Source organism: Frankia sp. ACN1ag, assembly GCF_001414035.1.
GTDB lineage: Bacteria > Actinomycetota > Actinomycetes > Frankiales > Frankiaceae > Frankia > Frankia torreyi.
The window spans coordinates 247,179-267,238 of record NZ_LJPA01000007.1 but is presented as its reverse complement, the minus strand read 5'-3'; the positions used below and the strand labels follow the sequence as shown (position 1 = coordinate 267,238).

Annotated in this window: 13 protein-coding genes and 5 pseudogenes; 7 read left to right on the top strand and 11 right to left on the bottom strand. The window is 73.3% G+C overall.

Annotated elements, in window-relative coordinates; translation table 11 throughout:
- Together UK82_RS08740 and UK82_RS33985 are read right to left on the bottom strand one after the other, a co-directional pair.
- Positions 1-312, bottom strand: a 312-nt coding sequence (locus UK82_RS08740; protein ID WP_304438042.1) for a TCP-1/cpn60 chaperonin family protein, incomplete at its 3' end; no start/stop codon positions are given.
- Between the two features lie 179 nt (positions 313-491).
- Positions 492-716 carry a hypothetical protein gene (locus tag UK82_RS33985; protein WP_173667250.1) on the bottom strand — a complete coding sequence of 75 codons (225 nt, stop codon included), beginning with the start codon at positions 714-716 and terminating at the stop codon, positions 492-494.
- Positions 717-761: 45 nt separating this feature from the next.
- On the opposite strand from UK82_RS33985, the pseudogene UK82_RS36650 reads away from it, so the two are divergent.
- Positions 762-1,036, top strand: a pseudogene (locus tag UK82_RS36650) (cation transporter); the annotation flags it as partial.
- A 1-nt stretch (position 1,037) separates the two neighbouring features.
- Positions 1,038-1,694 (top strand): cation diffusion facilitator family transporter (locus UK82_RS36645; RefSeq protein WP_236705666.1); only part of this gene is annotated, 657 nt, incomplete at its 5' end.
- 17 nt (positions 1,695-1,711) lie between these two features.
- Here UK82_RS36645 and UK82_RS08730 read toward each other — a convergent pair.
- From UK82_RS08730 to UK82_RS36635, 5 genes and pseudogenes are all read right to left on the bottom strand, one after another.
- Positions 1,712-2,155 carry a hypothetical protein gene (locus tag UK82_RS08730; RefSeq protein WP_063897454.1) on the bottom strand — a complete coding sequence of 148 codons (444 nt, stop codon included), beginning with the start codon at positions 2,153-2,155 and terminating at the stop codon, positions 1,712-1,714.
- Between the two features lie 137 nt (positions 2,156-2,292).
- A pseudogene (locus UK82_RS08725) lies at positions 2,293-2,696 on the bottom strand (universal stress protein); the annotation flags it as partial.
- A gap of 1 nt (position 2,697) precedes the next feature.
- Positions 2,698-2,760: pseudogene (locus UK82_RS41410) on the bottom strand (hypothetical protein); the annotation flags it as partial.
- 106 nt (positions 2,761-2,866) lie between these two features.
- Positions 2,867-3,402: pseudogene (locus UK82_RS36640) on the bottom strand (SAM-dependent methyltransferase); the annotation flags it as partial.
- 1 nt (position 3,403) lies between these two features.
- On the bottom strand, positions 3,404-3,736 hold a 333-nt coding region (locus UK82_RS36635), incomplete at its 3' end, for an SAM-dependent methyltransferase (RefSeq protein WP_396230495.1).
- 1,632 nt (positions 3,737-5,368) lie between these two features.
- Between UK82_RS36635 and UK82_RS08710 the strand changes: the two genes are divergently transcribed.
- A complete protein-coding gene (locus UK82_RS08710; RefSeq protein WP_201784168.1) occupies positions 5,369-6,007 on the top strand; it encodes a TetR family transcriptional regulator in 639 nt (212 codons plus the stop codon).
- Here UK82_RS08710 and UK82_RS08705 read toward each other — a convergent pair.
- Both UK82_RS08705 and UK82_RS41405 read right to left on the bottom strand, forming a co-directional pair.
- Positions 5,975-7,101: pseudogene (locus UK82_RS08705) on the bottom strand (epoxide hydrolase family protein); the annotation flags it as partial. The gene UK82_RS08710 and the pseudogene UK82_RS08705 sit on opposite strands and share 33 nt — an antisense overlap.
- Before the next feature lies 1 nt (position 7,102).
- On the bottom strand, positions 7,103-7,156 hold a 54-nt coding region (locus UK82_RS41405; protein WP_255354267.1), incomplete at its 3' end, for a hypothetical protein.
- Positions 7,157-7,630: 474 nt separating this feature from the next.
- Here UK82_RS41405 and UK82_RS08700 point away from each other — a divergent pair.
- From UK82_RS08700 to UK82_RS08685, 4 genes are all read left to right on the top strand, one after another.
- Positions 7,631-8,782 (top strand): phosphotransferase family protein, encoded by a 1,152-nt coding sequence (locus UK82_RS08700; RefSeq protein WP_044888219.1) that lies wholly within the window; start codon positions 7,631-7,633, stop codon positions 8,780-8,782.
- A 219-nt stretch (positions 8,783-9,001) separates the two neighbouring features.
- Complete coding sequence (locus UK82_RS08695; RefSeq protein WP_044888225.1) at positions 9,002-10,066, top strand: thiolase C-terminal domain-containing protein; 1,065 nt, start codon at positions 9,002-9,004, stop codon at positions 10,064-10,066.
- Entirely contained in the window at positions 10,063-10,524 is a 462-nt protein-coding gene (locus tag UK82_RS08690) for a Zn-ribbon domain-containing OB-fold protein (RefSeq protein ID WP_044888218.1), read from the top strand. Before UK82_RS08695 ends, UK82_RS08690 begins: the two co-directional genes overlap by 4 nt.
- 75 nt (positions 10,525-10,599) lie before the next feature.
- The gene (locus tag UK82_RS08685; protein ID WP_055406835.1) at positions 10,600-11,667 is read left to right on the top strand and encodes a hypothetical protein; all 1,068 of its coding nucleotides are present in this window, start codon (positions 10,600-10,602) and stop codon (positions 11,665-11,667) included.
- A gap of 107 nt (positions 11,668-11,774) precedes the next feature.
- On the opposite strand, the gene UK82_RS08680 is transcribed toward UK82_RS08685, so the two are convergent.
- Positions 11,775-17,642 (bottom strand): hypothetical protein, encoded by a 5,868-nt coding sequence (locus UK82_RS08680; protein ID WP_055406834.1) that lies wholly within the window; start codon positions 17,640-17,642, stop codon positions 11,775-11,777.
- On the bottom strand, positions 17,639-19,846 hold the full coding sequence (locus tag UK82_RS08675) for a CHAT domain-containing protein (RefSeq protein WP_055406854.1): 2,208 nt from the start codon (positions 19,844-19,846) through the stop codon (positions 17,639-17,641). Before UK82_RS08675 ends, UK82_RS08680 begins: the two co-directional genes overlap by 4 nt.
- Positions 19,847-20,060: the final 214 nt, after the last annotated feature.

The window sequence follows — 20,060 nt, the reverse complement described above, 5'->3', positions numbered from 1 at the left end:
GCGCAGACCCTCCCGCACCAGCGCCTGAGCCAGGATCGTCGCGGTCGTGGTGCCGTCACCCGCGACGTCGTTGGTCTTCTTCGCGACTTCCTTGACGAGCTCCGCACCGATCTTCTCGTACGGATCCTCGAGCTCGATCTCCTTGGCGATGCTCACACCGTCGTTGGTGATCGTGGGAACGCCCCACTTCTTCTCCAGAACGACGTTGCGACCCTTCGGACCGAGCGTGACCTTGACCGCATCGGCCAGCTGGTTCATGCCGCGCTCCAGGCCGCGCCGAGCCTCCTCATCGAAGGCAATGATCTTTGACATGGGGATAAATCCTCCTGAGGCTCATGCCTGCGGGGAGGAGTGCCGGCCGCCAGCGGGGCCAAGCAACGAAAACGATGGGCCACGTCGTGGCCCAGGCACCCGTCGCGCCAGAGGTTGGCACTCGACCTTACCGAGTGCTAATCCCTGTATAGCCCTCGGCGTCTCGGAAAGCAACGTCGCTACCACACCGCGAGGTCGTTCCACCGCTCAGGGTTGACCCGCCACGGCGGCCGGTGCGATGAGGTGGCAGGTGCGACAGTGCCGCGTTGATCGTTTGCGGTTACGGTACGGGCATGGAATCCGGTCTTGGCCATGACCACGGCGGGCATCGCCACGACCACGGCGGACACCGCCACGATCACGAGCGCCGGAGTGGACACGAGCGCCGGGACGGACACGAGCATGGCGCGATCGGGCGGTGGGCACGGCTTCGCGACGGCATCTCGGACGTGGTCGGTGGACACAGCCATGACAGCGCCGACCAGATCGACGATGCGCTGGAGGCGGACGCCGCCGGCCGGCGCGCTCTGCTGATCAGCCTGGCCGGTCTCGGTGCGACCGCAGGCCTGCAGGCCGTGGTGGTGGCGCTGTCCGGGTCGGTCGCGCTGCTCGGCGACACCCTGCACAACGTCGCCGACGCGCTGACCGCCGTGCCGTTGCTCATCGCGTTCGCCGTCGCACGCCGTCCGGCCACGGCCCGGTTCACCTACGGTTTCGGCCGCGCNGAGGATCTCGCCGGCCTCGCCGTCCTCGCGATGATCACGCTGTCGTGCGCGCTCGCCACCTGGGCATCGATCTACCGTCTGGTCCACCCCGAGCACGTCGACCATCTGGGGGCGGTCGCCGCGGCCGCGGTCGTCGGCTTCGTCGGCAACGAGATCGTGGCCCGCTACCGCATCCGCGTCGGTCACCAGATCGGTTCCGCCGCGCTCGTCGCCGACGGGCTGCACGCCCGCACGGACGGCTTCACCAGCCTCGCGGTCCTGTTCGGTGCCGCCGGGGTCGCCGCGGGGTGGCGCTGGGCCGACCCCGTGGTCGGCCTGGCGATCACCGCGGCGATCCTCGGGGTCCTGCGGTCCGCCGTCCGGGTCGTCGGCGCCCGGCTCATGGACGCCGTCGACCCGGACGTGGTCACCGAGGCGACCGACACCCTGCTGCACACCGAGGGCGTCGAGGCCGTCCGCGAGCTGCGCCTGCGCTGGATCGGGCACACCCTGCGCGCCGAGGCCGACATCACCGTCGACCCCGACCTCACCCTGGCCGCCGCCCATGACGTCGCCCACGCCGCCGAGGCGCACCTGCTGCGCCACATCCGCCGCCTGTCCGCAGCCACGATCCACACCAGCCCCGCCCGCCACCACCCCACGGCCGCCACCGCGTGAGTCCCAAGGACGTTCGTTCAGCAGGAGTCAGGGTTGGCAGGGCCGCGGGGGGGTGAAACGGGCGGCGACGGACCAGCATGGGTCTCCATGCCGAACCACTCGGACGCCAGGCGGCGGGAGTCGTGGTCACCGAGCCATTGCAAGGCGTAGGTCTCACCGACGAACCGGAAGCACCCCGCGTCCCAGTCGTCGAGCTCGTCGGCCAGGTCGTCCGGCGCCACGAAGGTGTCCGTGAACGGTAGGCCCGACTGTGGCAGGGACAGAAACAGCAGTGCCCCATGGCGGCCCTCGGACCAGCGGCGCCACCACAGAGCGCCGCCCGTCTGCGTCCGATAGACCTCGGGAAGGACGAGCAGCAACCCGACTTCGTCCTGGGCAAGCCAGATCCGCGCCACCCGATGCCTGAACCGTTCCAGCCTCGGGTCAGCCGGGATCGGCTCGCGCCGCGGGCGCCACGGCACGGTCAGCCGAACCTCCTCTCCGGAAGACCCACATCGTGCCCCAGTATCTTCCGCACCGGAGGCCTGGAAGGGGGTTCCGCCGAACCGCGCCAAGGGACTCACACCAACCATCCCCTGATCACCACCGGATACGCGCCCTAGTCATCGACGTCTGTGGGGACCACCAGGACGGGCCGGCGAGTCCAGTGGAGCGTCCGGTGGGAGACCGAGCCGGTGAGCAGCCGTTCCAGGGCGACGCTGACGCCGCCGTGACGGGTGCCGATGACGATCGCGTAGGCATCGACACTGTCGGCAACGGCAAGCAGCTCGGTCGCGGGATCGCCGGCCCGGACGTGGAACCGCCAGTGCACGGGGGTCGCCGCGAGCGTGCGGTCCGCCAGCGCGCGGGTCACCCTGGTCTGGGCGTCCTCCTCGGCTCTGAGGAACTGCTCGCACGCGTGCCGACCGGGCACGGTGGAGACCATCGTGCGGATCTGCGCAGGGCTGAGGGGCTGGACGTGGACGACGTCGAGCTCGGCGTCCAGCCGCGCGGCGAGGTCGGNCGCCGAGCCGAGCGCGGCGGGAGCGGCATCCCCGGTGTCGACCCCGACCACGACGTGCTGCATACCTACAGGGTTTCCCCCAGCGGTGTGGCTCAGGCCCCCGCGGCTCCATCAATCGCCACCGAGCGCCATGGAGTGCCTCCGAGCGCCGTCGAAGTCCGCGGGGAGGCTACGGCTTCCGGGCGATTCCGCCGTACACGCTGACCTGGGCGTCGGTGAGGCCGGGCGGGTCGGGGGCGGCCGGGCGCCAGCGGTGGACCAGCTCGACGCCCGGATCGATCAGCTCCAGCCCGCCGAACAGACCTTCGACCTCGGTGCGGCTGCGCAGCCGCACGGTGATCCCCTGTTTCTCGTAGGCGACGGCGAGGTCCTGCGTGGCCGGGTCGTGGTCGGCGGTGCCGTTGGTGAGGATCAGGTAACTGCCCGACGGCAGCGCGTCGACGAGACTGCGGATGATGCCATGCGGATCGTCCGAGTCCGGAACGAAGTGGAACACCGCGATCATCGACAGGGCGACGGGCTGGCTCAGATCGAGGGTCTCGCGCAGCTCGGGAGCGGCCAGGATGCTCTGTGGGTCGTGGAGATCGGCGTCGAGGTAGGCGGTCCGGCCCTGGGGGGTACTGGCCAGCAGCGCGCGGGCGTGGGCCAGGACGATCGGATCATTGTCCGTGTAGACGACCCGCGCCTGTGGGGTGACGGCCTGGGNGATCTCGTGCACGTTCGGGCTGGTGGGGATGCCGGTGCCGACGTCGAGGAACTGCCGGATCCCGGCCTCGCCGGCGAGGTGGCGGATCGCCCGCACCATGAACGCGCGGTTCTGCCGGGCCGCGAGGGAGGCGTTCGGGAAGGCGGCGCTCGCCTGCTCCGCAGCCACCCGGTCGGCGGGGAAGTTGTCCTTCCCGCCGAGGAAGTAGTCGTAGATGCGGGCCGTATGCGGCTGGTCCGTCTTCAGATCGATCGACGGATGCTCCTCGGCCAGGGACCTCCACCACGGCCCGACCTCGGACTCCCCGCCACCCTCGTCCGGTTCCACCGTCACCAGCCCAGCCCTCCCGAATCGGGATGATCCTCGCGAATCACCCTAGCTTCAACGGGTTACGCCCGCATCCGAGGTCGGGCGGGATCCACGTCGGAGGTCTCAGCGGTCCCATGCGCTCCCAGGCGCTCCCAGCGGCCCGGGGGGCACATCGGCGGCCCAACCGGTGACGGACATCTGTCATGGTGCCATCCCGTTGTGTGATCGCCAGCCCCGAAACCGGCACGGAAGTGCCACCGGAGCACGACAACGAGTCAGCCGGGTCGACCCGCGCGCCGGTCGACCTCACCCGAGGTCCCAGGGCTCGCACGAACGGAATCTGGCAGTCTTCTGCCAGAATTCGCAGGACTCCGCTGCGGCGAACGGATAGCGTGCGGACGCGTGGCCACCACACCTCCGTCGGCGCCCCGCGCTTCCACCCGAGGTTCCCGATGAGCACCCTGCGCGGCGAGCCGCGCGTCGCCGATCTGTCCGCCGATCTGTCCGCCGGCCTGCCGCCGGAGCGCGAGCAGGTCGTCGCGTCCTGCCCACCCGTGCCGGCCTGGACCGAGAACCTGTTGTTCACCCCCTACGACCCGACCCACAACATCGGCATGTGGCTGCATCTGGGCACCGTGGCCGACGCCTGGGAGCTGTNGGAGGACCGCGCGCTCGTCACGTTGCCGGACGGCGAGGGCGTGCTGTCGATGTGGGCGTACCACCGCACCGATCCGGCCCGCCGCCCGGCCGGTGCCAACCTGCGCTTCGAGTGCCTGCAGCCGTTCCGGCGCTGGCGGGTCACCTTCGACGGCTTCTGCCTGCGCACGCCGCAGGAGAGCATGCGCACCGGCCTCGTCCGCGACGGCGAGAAGGTCCGCCTGCAGCTCGACCTGGAGATCGAGTGCGCGACACCCGTCTGGGACGCGCACACCGCGGCCGCGGCGGCGACCGGCCGCGGCGGCATGGACCAGCAGCAGTGGGCGAAGGAGCACTACGAGCAGCTCTACCGGGCCCGCGGCACGGTGCGGTGGGGCCGGCGCGAGGTCGCCTTCGACGGCACCGGCTGGCGCGACCACTCCCGCGGCCCCCGCGGGGACGACTCGGTCAACGGCTGGGGCGGGCACGTCATCGCCGGCTGCCTGTTCCCGGGCAGCGGCCGCGCGTTCGGGCTGTCCCGCTACTGGTCGACCGATGGGACGGTGACGCTGGAGGGCGGCTACGTCGTCGAGGCCGGCGCACTGACACATGTCCGGGTGGTCGACGTGCCCCGGCTCGACGGGCTGGTCGCCAGCGGGGAGGTGCTGCCCTTCGGCCTCGCCTGGCAGGATCGGCGCCTGGAGCTGACCGCCACCACCCGGACCGGGCTGTGGACCACGTTTGCCGGCGGCCTTCCCTACGGCGTTGCCTCCCCCGGGCGGGCGTACGCTATCAACTGGGCGTCCTGCGACTGGGACGGCGACGTGGGTTACGTCTACGTCGAGCGTTCGGACCTGCGGGCCGGCTAGCCCGCCTGCGCGCCGGGCTCCGCGGCCGGGGTGGTGAACGCCGGGCCGGCGGCCACGGGGCAGGCCAGCCCGCCGCTTGCCGGGCATCAGGTCGTCGCCGGTAGCAGGTCGCCGCCTGGTAGAGGTCGTCGGAGACGAGGGGGGACGCCCGGTGGACGGCACGCCGGTGCGCGGTAGCGCGCAGCCGGTGCGGGCCCGCCCCGCGGCATGGTCCGAGCACAAGGCCCGGGTTCGGCAGGCGCTCGTCGACGCCGCGCTGGAACTGTTCGCCGAGCAGGGCTACGAGTCCACCTCCACCGAGCAGGTCGCCGCGCGCGCCGGCGTCTCCGCCCGTACCTTCTTCCGCTACTTCGCGACGAAGGAGTCCGTGCTCTTCTTCGGCGAGGACGACTACATCCGTTCCTTCGTCGGCGTGTACCTGGCCCAGCCGGAGTCGCTGAGCGAGTTCCAGGCGATGCGGGCTGCCTTCGTCGCGCTCGCGCCCGGCGTGGCCCGCCTGCGGGAGCGGATCAGGCTCTACCACGTCGCCGTCGCCTCGTCGTTCCTGCTGCGCGGCAAGGAACACGACAACCAGCAGGGCAATCGGGCGCTCGTCGCCCGGGCGGTCGCCACGCGGCGCGGCCTCGCGCAGCCCGACGAAAGCTGCGAGCTGCTGGCCGCGATCGGGATCCTGGCCGAACAGCGCGCGATGCAGCGTTGGCTGCAGGGTGCACCGTCCCGCAGCCTCGGGTCCTACGTCACCGCCGAGTTCGCGACGCTAGCCGATCTCATGGGCCCCGTCGCGCAGTAAGCGGAAGAACGCTCGGACGTCCTCGGCGAACAGCTCCGGTTGCTCCAGGGCGGCGAAGTGACCGCCGCGCGGCAGTTCGCTCCAGTAGCGCAGGTCGTAGTGCGCCTCGACGCAGCGCCGGGGCGGCGTCACGATCTCCCGCGGGAAGACCGCGACCCCGGTCGGCACGGTGACCGGCCGGTCCGGGGGGCCGAACAGGCCGGCCCGCATCGACTCGCGGTAGAGGCGCACCGACGAACCGATCGTGCCGGTGACCCAGTAGGTGGTGATGTTGGTGAGCAGATCGTCGCGGCTGATCGCCTTCTCCACGTCGCCGTCGCAGTCGCTCCACGCCCGGAACTTCTCGACGATCCAGCCGGCCAGGCCCGCGGGCGAATCGGCCAGGCCGTGGGCCAGCGTCTGCGGCTTGGTGCCCTGGATGGCCTGATAGCCGGTCTCGGTCTGGGTGAACCGCACGACCCTCTCCAGCGCGGCGCGCTCGGCGGCGCTCAGCGCCGCCATCATGGCCTCGTCGGGCGGCGGCGCCAGGACCAGGTTGAGATGGATGGCCAGCAGCCGGTCCGGATGGTGCGCGCCCAGGAGGCTGGCGGCGATCCCACCCCAGTCGCCGCCTTGGGCGGCGAAACGCGGATAGCCCAGTCGGGCCATCAGCTCGACGAGTGCGTCGGCCACCCGACGGATGTGCCAGCCACCCTCGCGGGTCGGCCCGGACCAGCCGTATCCCGGCAGGGACGGGCAGACCACGTGGAACGCCTCGGCCGGGTCGCCGCCGTAGGCCGGCGGGTCCGCCAACCGGTCGATGACGTCGAGGAACTCGATGACCGATCCGGGCCAGCCGTGGATGAGCAGCAGCGGAACGGCGCCGGGATGCGGCGACCGGGCGTGAATGGCATGGATGGGCGTCCCGTCGACCGTGGTCAGAACGTGCGGCCACCGATTGATCCGGGCCTCGGCGGCCCGCCAGTCGAAACCGTCTCCCCAGTATTCACACAGGTCCCGCAGGTAGGCCAGATCGGTGCCGTACTCCCAGCCCGTCCCGGGAATCTGATCGGTCCAGCGGGTGCGCCGCAACCGGTCACCCAGATCGTCGAGAANGGCCTGATCCGTGCGGACCGTGAACGGCTGCGGCGAGGAATCGACCGGCGGCATCGCGGCGCACCTCCTGTTTCCCCAATACTGACCGACAGGCACCACTGGCCAGCCGTGAAGGCGTGCCGGATCACCACCCGTCGATCTCTTTCTGGCATTTGACTGCCATGGTCGACGAGAGGACCGGACTCGGACTGACCAGACTATGGATCATCCCAACCCGTCGCGCAAGGGTTCGGATCAGCAGCCCTCTGCCGAGGTCAGGGCCGGGTAACCCGAGCCCCGACGCATCGACGATCAGGCATTGACTCTGACAGTTCACTGCCATACAGTGCGTCGGCATCATCGCCGACCGTCGGGTCCGCCGCGATCCCGCCGCCCGCCGGTCGGCGCAGGTGATGACCGTTCCCGCGACCAGTCGAACGGCGGACGTTCCGCGTCCGGCGCGACATCCGCGGGCGCCGGTGGCTCCTTTGTGGTGCTCGGCGAGAAATCCCGCCGGGCACGTATTCGTCCCGCCGCGAGGAGGACACGTTGCCGGAGTTGACGAACGCCAGCTACATCGAATCCGGGCTGCCGACCCGGGACCGTCAGCGCGATCCGGAAAAGACGCGGCAGGCGCTGGAGTCCTGGTTTTCGACGGCCCTGCCGCACCGGTCCGATCTGCACGTCACCGAGGTGACGCTACCCAGGACCGCCGGGGTGGCCAACGAGACGTTGCTGTGCGAGACGAGCTGGACCGAGGCCGGGGTGGCCCGCTCGGCGGGCTACGTCGTGCGGGTCAACTCCCCCGACTTCCTCTACAAGGACGCCGACCTCACCGTCCACGCCGAGATGTACCGGGTGCTGGGCCGCGAGCCGGGCATTCCGGTCCCCGCGGTCGTCGGCCTGGAGACGGACACCGGCGTCCTCGGCGAGGCCTTCTTCGTCATGGAACGCGTCGAGGGTCGCGTGCCCGGGGACACCCCGCCGTTCCACACCACCGGCTGGGTGCACGACCTGGTCCCCAGCGAGCGCGCCGTGCTGTGGCGCAATGCGGTCGAGGTCATGGCCCGACTGCACCAGGTCGATCCGGCGAAGGTGGCGTTCCTCGACCGTCCGCACCTCGGCCCCGACGGCCTGCGGCAGGATCTCGCGCACTGGTTCGACGTGGCGGCCTGGGTGGCACGGGGGCGCGTCGATCCGGTGATCGCCGCGGCCGAGCGGTGGCTGCGCGCGCACCTCCCCCCCACCGGCATCACCGCCCTGGCCTGGGGCGACTCCCGGCTGCCGAACCTGATGTTCAGCGGGCTCGACGTGGCGGCGGTGTTCGACTGGGACATGGTGTGCCTGGCCGGCGCCGAATCGGACCTCGCCTGGTGGACGGTCATGGACTACAGCAGCACGGAGTCGGTCGGCGTCGAGCGATTACCGGGCATCGGCAGCCCGGCGCAGACCGTGCGCCGATGGCAGGAGCTCGTCGGCCGCGACGCCGCGAATCTGGACTTCCACCTCGTCTACGCGTCGTACCGGCTGGCGGTGATCCTGCGGCGACTGGGCGACCTGTACGGGGCGACGGGTGCGATGGCGCCGGAGACGATCGAGGAGCTGCGCAGCAACAACTTCGGGCAGCAGTACCTCGTTCAGATCCTCGACCTTCCCCACCCGCACTCGATCACGATGACCTGGCCGGGCCTGGAGATCTGAGCCCAGCGCGGCGACACCAGGGCTGGACCCCGCCGGCACACGCGGCTACGATTCTGGCAGTCCAATGTCAGAAACTCGCGGCGAGGCAGCGGCCTCGGCGTTGCGTCGGGACGCGGGAACGCGGCGGGAGGGACAGTGAGTCGTTCATTAGGGGGCGCGGCCGTCGTCGGGATCGGGCGGTCGCCGTTCGTGCGCTCCTCGGGGCGCACCACGCTGTCGATGGCCGCGCAGGCCGCCCGGGAGGCGCTCGCCGACTGTGGGCTCACCGCCGCGGACGTCGACGGCTTCACCTGTTACTCGACGGGCGACAGCGCCGGCCCGAGTCAGGTCGCCCACGCCATCGGGGTCGACGACCTCGGGTGGAGCCTGAGCGTCCTGGGCGGCGGCAACATCGTCACCTCGACCGTCGCGGGGGCCGCCGCAGCGGTGCTGACCGGCCAGGCGGAGGTGGTCGTCGTCTACCGGGTGCTCGGCTCGCAGACCCGGTACGGCCGGGCGCTGGAACGGGTCGAGGTCGACGGCGAGGGGCAGTTCGCGGGGCCGCACGGCTACCTCGTGCCGCCCCAGTGGTTCGCGATGTTCTGCCGTCGCCACCAGTACGAGTACGGATCCACCGCGGCGGACCTGGGCGCCATCGCGGTGCAGGAACGCGACCACGCGGTGCGCAACCCGCACGCGGTGGCCCGCTCCCCCATCACCCTCGACGACTACCTGAACAGCCGGTGGATCAGCGAGCCGTTCCGGCTGTTCGACTGCTGTTACGAGATCGACGGCGCGGTGGCGATCGTGGTGACCAGCGCCGAGCGGGCCGCGGACCTGCCGCACCGTCCCGTCCACCTGCTCGGCGCGGCCGACAGCAATCGCTTCGGCGGCTCGGTCGACCAGTGGGACGACCTGAGCTGCATGTACTCCCGGGACACCGCGCCCCGGCTGTGGTCGCGCACCGGCCTGCGCCCCGCCGACATCGACGTCGCCTGCATGTACGACTGCTTCACGTTCACCGTGATGGCGACCTTCGAGGACTTCGGGTTCTGCGCCAAGGGCGAGGTCGGCGACTACTTCCGGGCCGGCCGGGCCACCTACGGCGGCGACGTCGTCGTCAACCCGCACGGCGGCCTGCTGTCCGAGGGCTACATCCACGGCCTGAACCACCATTACGAGGCGGTCCTGCAACTGCGCGGGGACGCCGGGGACCGCCAGGTGAGCGGCGCCGAGACGGCGCTGGTCACCTCCGGGGCGGGCCCCTTCGGTGGCGCCCTCGTCTACGGAACGGCGGCGGCATGACCACGACGCACGAGGAGCGCCCGAGCGTGGGGGCCGATCCGCTCAGCCTTCCGCCGCAGCCGGTGCCGGACGCGGTGACCGCGCCCTTCTGGGCGGCCCTGGCCGAGGGCCGGCTGGCCATGTGCCGCTGCGAGCACTGCGGGCTGTGGCTGCAACCACCGCTCGAACGGTGCCGGCGGTGCGCGGGGCCGACCCGGTTCACCGACGTCGCCGGCACCGGCGCCGTCTACTCGTTCATCGTCCAGCACCGGGCGACCGTGCCCGGCTATCTCGACAACCTGCCCTACGTGGTGGCTCTCGTCGAACTCGACGAGCAGGCCGGCCTGCGCCTGCCCGCCCGGATCGTCGGCATCGACCCCGCGGAGGTGCGCTGCGGCCTGCGGGTGCGGGCGGAGTTCACCGAGCTGCCCGGCGGGGACTTCACCGTCGCCGTCTTCCGCCCGGTGGACGGCCCCTGACCACGGGCGGCCCGGCTCATCACGCCGATTCCGGCACCGGGCCGCGGGATTTCCGCCCACGGTAGGCTGCGCGATGTGGCGGGGGGATTGTGGGCACGGATAAAAAGCGGCTTCGCCGCGGACGCCGAGCATGTGACGACGTGTTTTCTACCCGCGCCGGGATCGGCGCCGATCTGGCCGGCGCAGGGCTATCTGCGGCTGTGGCTCGCCGAAGGTTTCCTCGCGAAGGCACGGAGCTGGGGAAACGACCGCTTTCCGGTGCTGCATGCCGGCGCGTCGCTGACGTTCGGCGCCGGCGCGCCGGTTGCGTTCACGACGTTCTCGCGGCCGGCCGCCGCCTGGGCGGTGCCCGGCGACCAGCTTGATTTCCCCATCACCCCGCTGCTGCCGTTCAACGGCGGCACCGTGGAGATCGAGGCGGCGGTCTACCAGGCGACCCAGACGGGTCCGCTGGGCACGGCCGCCTCGTTCGTCGCCGGTTTCGCCGAGCTGCTCGGGCCGCCCCTGGCGACCGCGGCGTCGGTGGCGAACGCGATCTCCACCGGCCTGGACTCGCTGATCGGCGCGGCCGGCGACAAACCGGTCCTCGGCGTCCACTACGCGATGATCAGCCCAGGTGGCGGCGGCCAGCCGGTGCAGGCGGGCCACCTCGCGGTCGTGAACGCCCCGCCGGGCTCGCTGCCCGGTGAGCTCACGATCGGCGCCGACGGCCGCCTCGCCGTCCGCGGCGGGCCAGGCGGTTCCGGCGGGCCAGGCGGTTCCGGCGGCGGGGAGCGGCGGCTGACCGGGGTCGACTACCTGGTCGTGCGGGTCGAGACCCGCGCCGAGCATGACGTCTGGCTGTCGCCGGCGATGACGGCGCTGATCGCCCAGGCCCGGCTGGCGCGGACACACGGGCGGGCGGGGGCGTTCGCCGACCACCGCGCCGAGGCCGTCACCCTGGCCTGGACGTCCGCCGACTACGTCGAGTCCGACCGCCCCCGGATCGCCGCCGCGATCGCCGCCGCCCTGGACGCCGGCCCCGAGCAGGCCGCCTTCGGCGACCCGGACGCCACCGTCGCCGACGAGGTCATCGCCCTGCTGCCCGCCCGCGACGACCCCGCCCTCGCCGCCCTCACCCTCGCCGACCTGCTCGCCGTCTGACGGCGCCGGCCCGACCCGGCGGAAGGGGAGCCGGCGCCATCCCCTGATCCGAGTCGCGGAATGCCACTCGCAGGGTGCCGATCGCGGGATGCCGATCGCGGGTGCCCTCAGCGCAGGAACAGCAGGACGTCATCGCCGGGGCGGGAATCGTCGGTGGCAATGGCGATCGAGACGCCCGGACCGATCCGGGACGCCGCGGACCCACCTGGATCGTCGGAGGTGACGGCGTCGCCGGGGGTGGCAGCGTCGTTGGGGGTGACGGCGTCGCCGGCGGCCGCCTCGTAGATCAGGTCCTTGACCCGACGGGCCACGAAGGCCGCTGCCAGGAGCCGGCCGTCGCGGCCGAGCCTGTCCTGCAGCGCGAGGTCGACCGTCTCGCGCACGGCCGCGCCGACCGCGGCCGCGAGCTCGTCGGGCAGCGGCGGAATCACGAGCACCGCCGAGGTCCCCGCGTCGAGCGCGGCGATGGCCAGGTCGACGAAGCCGGCCCGGTCCTCGCCCAGCGGCGCCGCCGCGCCGTCCACCGGGTCGGCCTGCAGCACGGTGAGAGGGATGCCGGCGACATCGAGATCCTCGATCCCCACCAGCGTCTCGTCACCTGCCGCGGACAGGCCGGCTCCGTCGTCGTCGCTCACCCGCAGCCGCAGCCCGGACATGGTGTGCACCGGGGTACCGATCGCCTGCGCGATGACGGTCGAGGCGGGTCCAGCATCGTCGGGCCGCAGATGGCGCGGGCCGCGGAAGGCACCCACCGACGTCGGCAGGCTGGGCCGGCCGGCAGCCGACCGAAGGCTTCCCGACCCGAAGCGCGCGAAGACGAGCGTGCGGGCGGACTGCGGCGGCGCGGCCGCGGCGAGCCGCCGCTCCCAGTCCACACCCCGCGCCTCGTCCTCGACCACGAGCGGGATCAGCCACAGACTTCGCCGCTCCCGGGCACGCCAGCGACGCCGTCGCGCGAACGTCGCCCGCTGCCCGTCGAACCGCCACAACGGCCGGGCGGGCAGGACGCGGTCGATCAGCGGCCGCGGCCGGCCCGCCCAGGACGACCAGAGCCAGGCCGGAACTGTGGTGACGAGGAATTTCGTCTGGCGTGGGGGCACGGGAATGGCCGTGTAACGGCCTTCCCGGACCTCGATCGGCGCGTCGACCCGCAGGCGGAGGCGATCCGGCGCAGCGGGGCCGTCGTTGCGGCGCCGACGCCCACCCGAACGGCGGCGCCCCGGGCGCAGCGACACACGCATTGCCGAGAGCCTGCCGGGAGCCCGAGCGGATATCGTCGCCACCGACGCCAGTGCGAGCAGGATGCCGGGGATCAGCAGGGCGGGCAGCACCACGTCCCCGTCCCACCATGAGGTGCCCTCGCCCGTCCGGACCGTGTGCCCGGACCGCGAGAACACGACGATCAGTCCCGTCACGGCCACGACCAGCAGCACCGCCGCGACCGCCCCGACCACGATGCGCGCCCGTCGCCGGGGACTGCGGCTCGCCACCGCCGATTCGGACGGCCGTAGCGGAATGGCCGACCTGTCGGGCTCGAGATCCTCGAGATCGACCATGTCGACCGCGTCGTCCCCGTCGACCGCGTCGTCCCCGTCGACCGCGTCAACCGCGTCGTCACGGACGGCAGCGGCGACCGGGTCGCGCCAAGGGAGCGGCTGCACCACGGTCGCGGACAGTTCGAGCGGCAGGGACAGTCGAAACGCATCCCCCGAGCCGGCCGTGGGTCGGCGCTCCCACCGGGCCGGCCCCGGAGTCAACCCAGCCCGCACCGGCTCGAAGCGTTCGAACCAACCCGGCCAGGCGACCAGCCGCGGGGGGACCGTCTGCGGGACGCTTGCCAGCCCAGCACGCTGGCGCAGACGGGCGCCGAGCACGGCCGCGGCCTGGGCGCCGAACTCGTCGCCGGTGTCCCGCAGCCAGTCCGCCACGGAACGCGGCTCAAGATCGGACGGACGTTCCAGTAGCGCGACGGCGTGCGCGGGCAGCCGCGGGCCGAGGACCTCGGCGACCGCCATCGCCGCGCGGGCGCCGGCCAGCGGCGGCAGCGCGGACAGCGCCCGGGCGACCGGGTCGCCGACCGTAGGCGGCTGGCGGGTGCGCTGGGGCGAGGACGGCGGGCCTTGCGAGTCCCGGACCAACGCGGCACCACATAGCCGCGTCTGCGGGTCGGTGAGCCGGTCAAGCTCCCGGCGGACTTCGTCGGTCAACCCGGCCGCTCCGAAGCCCAGCGTCCCCCACTCGATGCGATCCACGACGCTCGTGCCCGAGGGTAGACCCGGTTCGTCGACCGACGGCGGAGCAGCCAAGACGACGGGCGAACCCGACCGCGCCCGGCGCGTCAACGACTCGTGGTCCTGGCAGCGCCACCAGGCGTGCCAGCTACCCGCCTCCGCGGGACTGTCCGGCAGTTGCCCATTGACCAGGGCCAGCACCAGCCACGCCTCGGCCCGCACTGATACGGAACCCGCCCGCGCGAGCTGGCGGATCGACGGGCTGAACTCGGTGGTCCGGTAACGGCGGCACAGCGCCAGCAGAGCCAACTCGCACTGCTCGACGGCGGCGAGGTCGTCGCCCTCCGCCCGGGCCGCCTCGCGATACTCTGCGATGATCTCGGCGGCCCGGTGCGGCTCGTCGAGCAGCGCCCATGCGTCGGCGACCTCGACCGCGAGCGGGCGGATCTGACGATGCAGCCAGCTCGTCGGGTGCCGCCCGGCCACGTACCCGAGACGGTCGTCGAAGCGTTCGAGCGTGCCGCGAGGGATCACCCGATGCTCGAGGGTCAGGTGGACGGCCGCGGCGACGCGCCGCTCAGCGTCGATGTCCCCGGTGCGCCCGAGGATCTCGGCCAGCCAGTGGGCAGGCAGGTCGGGCGGCTCGGCCGGTGGAACCCCGCGGGCGCGCAGCAGCAGCACGGCGAGATGGGCGCGGTCGACGAGGCCGGGAGGGGCCGCCCAGTCGGCCCACTGCCGGGCGGCCGCGGGCTCGAACCGCTCGATCGCCGCGAGCAGTCCGTCCGGCGACCCGCCAGCGGTGGCGGACAGGCGTAACGTCAGGATGGTCTCGACCAGTTCGGTGACAAGCTCGACCGTGGGATCGCCCGCTTCCGGTGCGCTGCGCGCAGCGCCGAGCAGTGCCCCGACAGCCGGATCGCCGGGGCCGGCGTGGCCGGTGCCGAACCGGTCCCAGTTCCCCACCGGGCCGACGTCGGGCAGCTCGCCTTCCGCGACCGCTTCCGCAGCCGCGAGCAGTGACCCGACCGGAACGGCGTCGAGGGCGTCCACGACAAACCCACCGGGAGACTCGCGGGGATCGGTGGACCGGGTCGCCCGGCTGTCTGCGGGCCGGGCGAGGATCGCGGCGGTGGTCGTCACTGCGGTCGTGTCGATCGGCGAGGACGCGCTCCCGGCAGTCAACAGCCCGAGCACGGCCCTGGCTCGCAGGACGCGTCCCTGCTCGGCGAGGGGGTGGCGGGGTGCCTGGTCGAGCACCCCGGCCCAGAGGGCCCGGGACCCGGTGCGCTGCCCCGTGTGGATGCGTGCAGCGGCCTGGGTGGCGAGGATCGCTGCCAGGATCGTCGGGTTGGACGGGCTCGGGGCCGGCGCGTCAGAAGGGCGCGGCGTCGGGGATGGCGCGGGGCCGTCGGCGCGCAGGCGTTCGACGGCGGCGGCACGCACGCAGACCTGGCCGGCCCAGCCCCATTCGCCGGACGCGACGATACGCTCCTCCAGGGCGGCCCAGAAGAGACCGGCGTCCGCGACCGGTAGCAGCCGCACCGCGGTCTCGACGGCCTCGGCGGTGACCGCCGCCAGCGGGCCGGCGGTGACCAGGGCGGCCGCGTCCCGGCCGAGCCCGGCACGGTCGAGCGGGTAGCGGTCGGGCTCGGCGGCGACGGCGACCCGGATGCGGTCGCGCAGGTGCTCGTCGACCTCGATCACCAGCGGTTCGCCCCGGGAACCCAGCGCGCGGACGTGGGTCCACTCCTGAGCGGCGAGGCCGTCGAACGCGGCCTGCGGGTCGAGGCCGGCCCGGCGCAATGCGGGGCTGATCATGCCGAGGTCGAAGCGGCCGAGCTCGGCGGCGATGGCGAGGGCGCCGCGGGCGTTGTCGTCGGCGAGGCGGGCGATGATGCGCCGTTCCACCAGCGGGTCACCGGCGGCACGCAGCACGGCCGGGTCGAGGTCGGGCTCGCGGGCGATCCACTCCCGGTAGGCGGCGAGCTCGAACGGGTTGTAACGGACCTCGCCCGCCGGCGTGGGAGGCATCCGGGCCCGTTCCAGTAGCGCGGCGCGCAACGCGCTCCCGCGCCGGCGACCGGGCAGGACGGTTGCCTGGGAGGGCAGGACGGTTGCCTGGGAGGTCGAGTCCAGGTTCATGTCGTCGAGTCCGGCGTCCGGCTCGGAGCGCGGCGCGTCGAGGTAGCGGTGGGCCTCGACCGCGGTGAAACCGGCGACCGGGACCACCCGGACGTACTCGCGGGCCAGCAGGACGGGTCCGCCGGCACGTTGCCTCTCGTCGGGCGGGAGGACGAGCGGGCGGCGACCGGCGAGGACGACCCGGACGCCAGGGAGTTCGGCGTGCAGGCGTTCCAGCAGGTCGAAGGTGCGGTCGATGGCGGGGGCCGCGGTGCCCGGGGCGTAGAGCTTGGCGAGTTCCTCGCAGGTGTCGAGCACGAGGACGACGCGCGGCCGGCCCAGTTCTCGCAGCACCCGGGCGAACGCGCGGACGACTTCGTCGAACAGCGCCCGGATCGTCTGCGCGGCGGCGGCCCGCAGCGCGCCCGCGGTCGACCGGACCGGGCCGTGGTCCGGGTAGACCGCCGAACCATAGACCTGCTCCGCGGCCCGATCTGCGGCCTGCTCGGCGGGCGAGGGGTCGGGGCCGGCGCGGCCGAGCTGCTCGTGCAGTGCGTTCGCCGCGTCGCGGAAGCGCCGGTACGAGTGGTACCAGCCGCGGCTGGGTCCGTAGCCGGCGAGCTCGTCGGCGAGGGCGAGCAGCACCTCCGCGGGCCGCTGCTCGGGGTAGCGAGGATCGAGATGGTCGAAGTCGACGCGCGCGACGGGGAACGACGCGAGGCCCCGCGCGGCCGCGTACGCGCCCGAGGCGAGGTAGCGCAGCACCATCGTCTTGCCGATGCCACCGGTGCCGAGCAGGTGGACCGCCCACTGCGTGCCCGGCCCGTCCTCGGCGAGCAGCTCGCCGAGCGCGTCCTCGGCTTCGGCCCGGTTCTGGTAATCGCGCAGGTATTCGGCGTCCTGGGCGTCGCGGTGGGCGCGGTCGAGCCGCCAGCCGGCGCGGCGGGCCGCCTCGGCGAGCGTGCCCCCGCAGACCGCGCCGATCGTCCGCGCCGCGGCCACGAGGCGGGTTGCGGCGGCCAGCCCCGCGGCCGGGTCGACGCGGGCACCGGCCGGGCGGGCGGGTGCGGCGACGGTGACGAGACCGTCGACCCGCTGGAACAGGCTGGACCCGGAGCGGTCGCGGCGGTGCTGGACGGCGACCTCCAGCCAGGGCGCGAACTCGCGGGCGAGCTCTCCCGCGGACGCCTCGGTCGCCGCCGCGATGACGTCGCTGAGCGCGTCGACCTCAGCGTCGACGTCGAGACCGAGGCCGCGCAGGTGGCGGCCGACCTCGTCGCGCCGGGAGGCTCGCAGCCAGAACACCTGGCGGATCGTCCGGCGTGGGCCGAGGGCACGCCGCCGCTCGATCAGGCCGGCCTCGTCGAGCTGCGCGAGCAGCGCCGCCAGCTCGTCGGCGGCCACGAGGCCGAACAGGGTGGCGGTGGCGTCCGTCCACTCGGGCACCAGCGCCAACCGGCACAGCCGGGTCGACTCGAACGCTGTCAGGGTCGCCGCGCGCGCCCGCGCGAGCAGTGCGCCGACGTCGGGCGGCCCGCTCTCGGTGGGATCGCCGTCACGGCCGGTCGCCCCGGCGGGGCGACCGGGCAACGGGGATGGCGGAGGCGGCGACGACGACCTCACCGGAACTGCTCCTCGTAGGCGCGCATGGCTCCCTCGTCGTCGGCGGCGACGAAGGTTTCGAGGGTCGTGAGAATCTCGGCGAGCAGGTACAGGTCCTTGCGGACAGCGGTGGGTATGCCGTTCAAGTGAGCGAGGCTTTCTTCGATTTTCACCCGTGACGCGTTCCGCGCGGCCGTGTAGACGAATGGATACCGCCGTTGCCACGGGTGGAGGAGCACCCACTGATAGCCCAGTATGGCGCTCGCCCGAGGCATCGGGGCCAGCTCCGGAAAGACGAAGCCGGGCTGCCCGGCCTGCCCGTCCCGGAACTGCTTGAGAAAAATTCCCTCCTCCGCCAGCAGGGAGGCGGTGACGACCACGGGGATCGGCCGGTCCGGGCTACCCAGCCCGTCGCGGCGGATCATCGCCAGCAGCGGCCGTAGCGCGCCGACCCACCGATGCACCTCGTCACCGAGCACGACCACCCGCGTCGTCGCGCCGAACGGCTCGCCGGCGGCCGCGGCCGCGTCGGCGAGCGCGCCCAGGTCTCGGGCGAGGCGGTGACGCAGCCCGGGTCCGCGCAGCGGGGCCGTCCCGGCGGCGAACTCCGCGACCGCATCGTTGAGCAGGTCGAACCGTTCCTCGACGTTGACGCCGAGGAACGCCTGCGGGCTGACGGTGGCCGCGAGCCGCGAGTCCGGATCGGCGTCGAGGACGGTCAGCGGCGGCGGATCGATGCCCAGCACCTCGGCGATCATGATTGCCTTCTCGAGCACCTGGCTGACGACCGCACGCAGGTCCGTCGGCGCAGCGCCGTCACCGAAGGGCCCGACGAGCAGCGGCAGATGCCCCGTCCGCAGCAGGCGCAGCCCGACCTCACGCAGCAGCCGGCTGCCGCCCAGGCCGCTGATCGAGCCCTCGGCCACCACGGCGACGAACCCGGGGCAGGTTTCGGCTGCCGGGGCGGCCAACGCCTCGGTCGCGGCGAGCACCGTGTCGTGACCGATGAACACCGGCGCCTGGCGCAGCCCCAGGCTCTCGGCGGCCCGGCGCAGCCCGAGCACCGGCGCCGGGTCGACCACCCGCAGGTCCGGGGGCACGTTCTCGGCGAGGACGAGGGTCGGCATCGCCCAGTCGAGGTATCGGCTCGGTGGGTCACCCCGCAGCAGCGCCGCGCGCCGGCCAGCCGCGGCCGCGTCGACCACCGACGCGCCCTGCTGCACCGCCCGCACGAACCGGCGGGTGAACATCCGGCTCGCCTGCTCGCTGACCTCACCGGACATCGCGACGACGATCGGCACGCCACGCAGGGCGAGCTCGGCCGCGAGCGACCGCCCGGCGGCCCGAGCCGCGTCCGGAAGCGCGTCGGTGATTCCAGCCGGCCCGTCGCCGGGACCGCCCGCGTCCTGGCCGCCCGCGTCCTGGCCGCCCGCGTCCTGGCCGCCCGCGTCCTGGCCGGCGGGGCGGGCGCTGCCGCAGGCGCTCAGGATGACCGCCACCGGCATCCCCGCCGGGCCGCGCAGCGCGAGCGCCAGGGTCTCGCCGTCGACGAAGCGGAACCCGTCCGGTTCGCCGGAGTCAGCGACGCGCAGGACCCCGCGGTGCTCGTCAACGTCGCCGTGCGCGACCAGGTGGACGACGTCCGGCGCGAACCGCGCACACGCCTCGCCGAGGTCGGCGAGCGTCGCGTTCGTCATCGCCCGCGAGACGCACAGGCCCTCCGCCTCGAAGGCGCGCATCAGGCCCATGAACATCGCCCCCGGGCGGATCACCGCGTCATCGAGGGCGGAGCCGGCGACGAACAGCACCCTCGGCACCCGCCGGATCGTCACCGGGGCCGGGGTCGCCGCGGGCACCACCCGGGTGACGGCGACGAGCGCCCGGGGATGCCCGGCGAGCGGCGCCTCCCCGTCGTGCATCGCCTCCCACACCAGGCCGGCCAGCGCCGTGTCGTCCGCCGGCCAGCGCAACGCGAGCTCCACCCCCCGGGCGGCGCGCACGGCGGGCGCGGCGAGCAGGCGTTGCCACACCGGCGCGAGCAGGCACTCGAACAGCCACCGGCCGTAGAGCTCGGCGTCGCCGTCGCGCAGGTCCCGGCCGGCGATCCGGGCCAGCAGGCCGGAGATCTCGCCCTGGTCGCCGGCGCACACCGCCGCCAGTGCCGGGTCCGCCCCGTCCGGTCCGGACGGCGGGCCCGCACCGAGCGCGGACCGTGGCGGGGGCATCCAGCCGCCCGAACGGTCGGGGTGACCCGCAAGGTGGACGTGACCGGGACGAGGATCCTGGTGCGCGCCCGCCCTCGGCCCCCTCTCCCGGCCCCGCCACGGAGCCGGACGAGACGGCACGGGCCCAGGCCGCGGCCCCGCGGCGAGCTGCGACCCCGAAACGACACCGACGCCGGGCAACGGATCCCACGCGGCGGCCCCATCGGGCGCGATG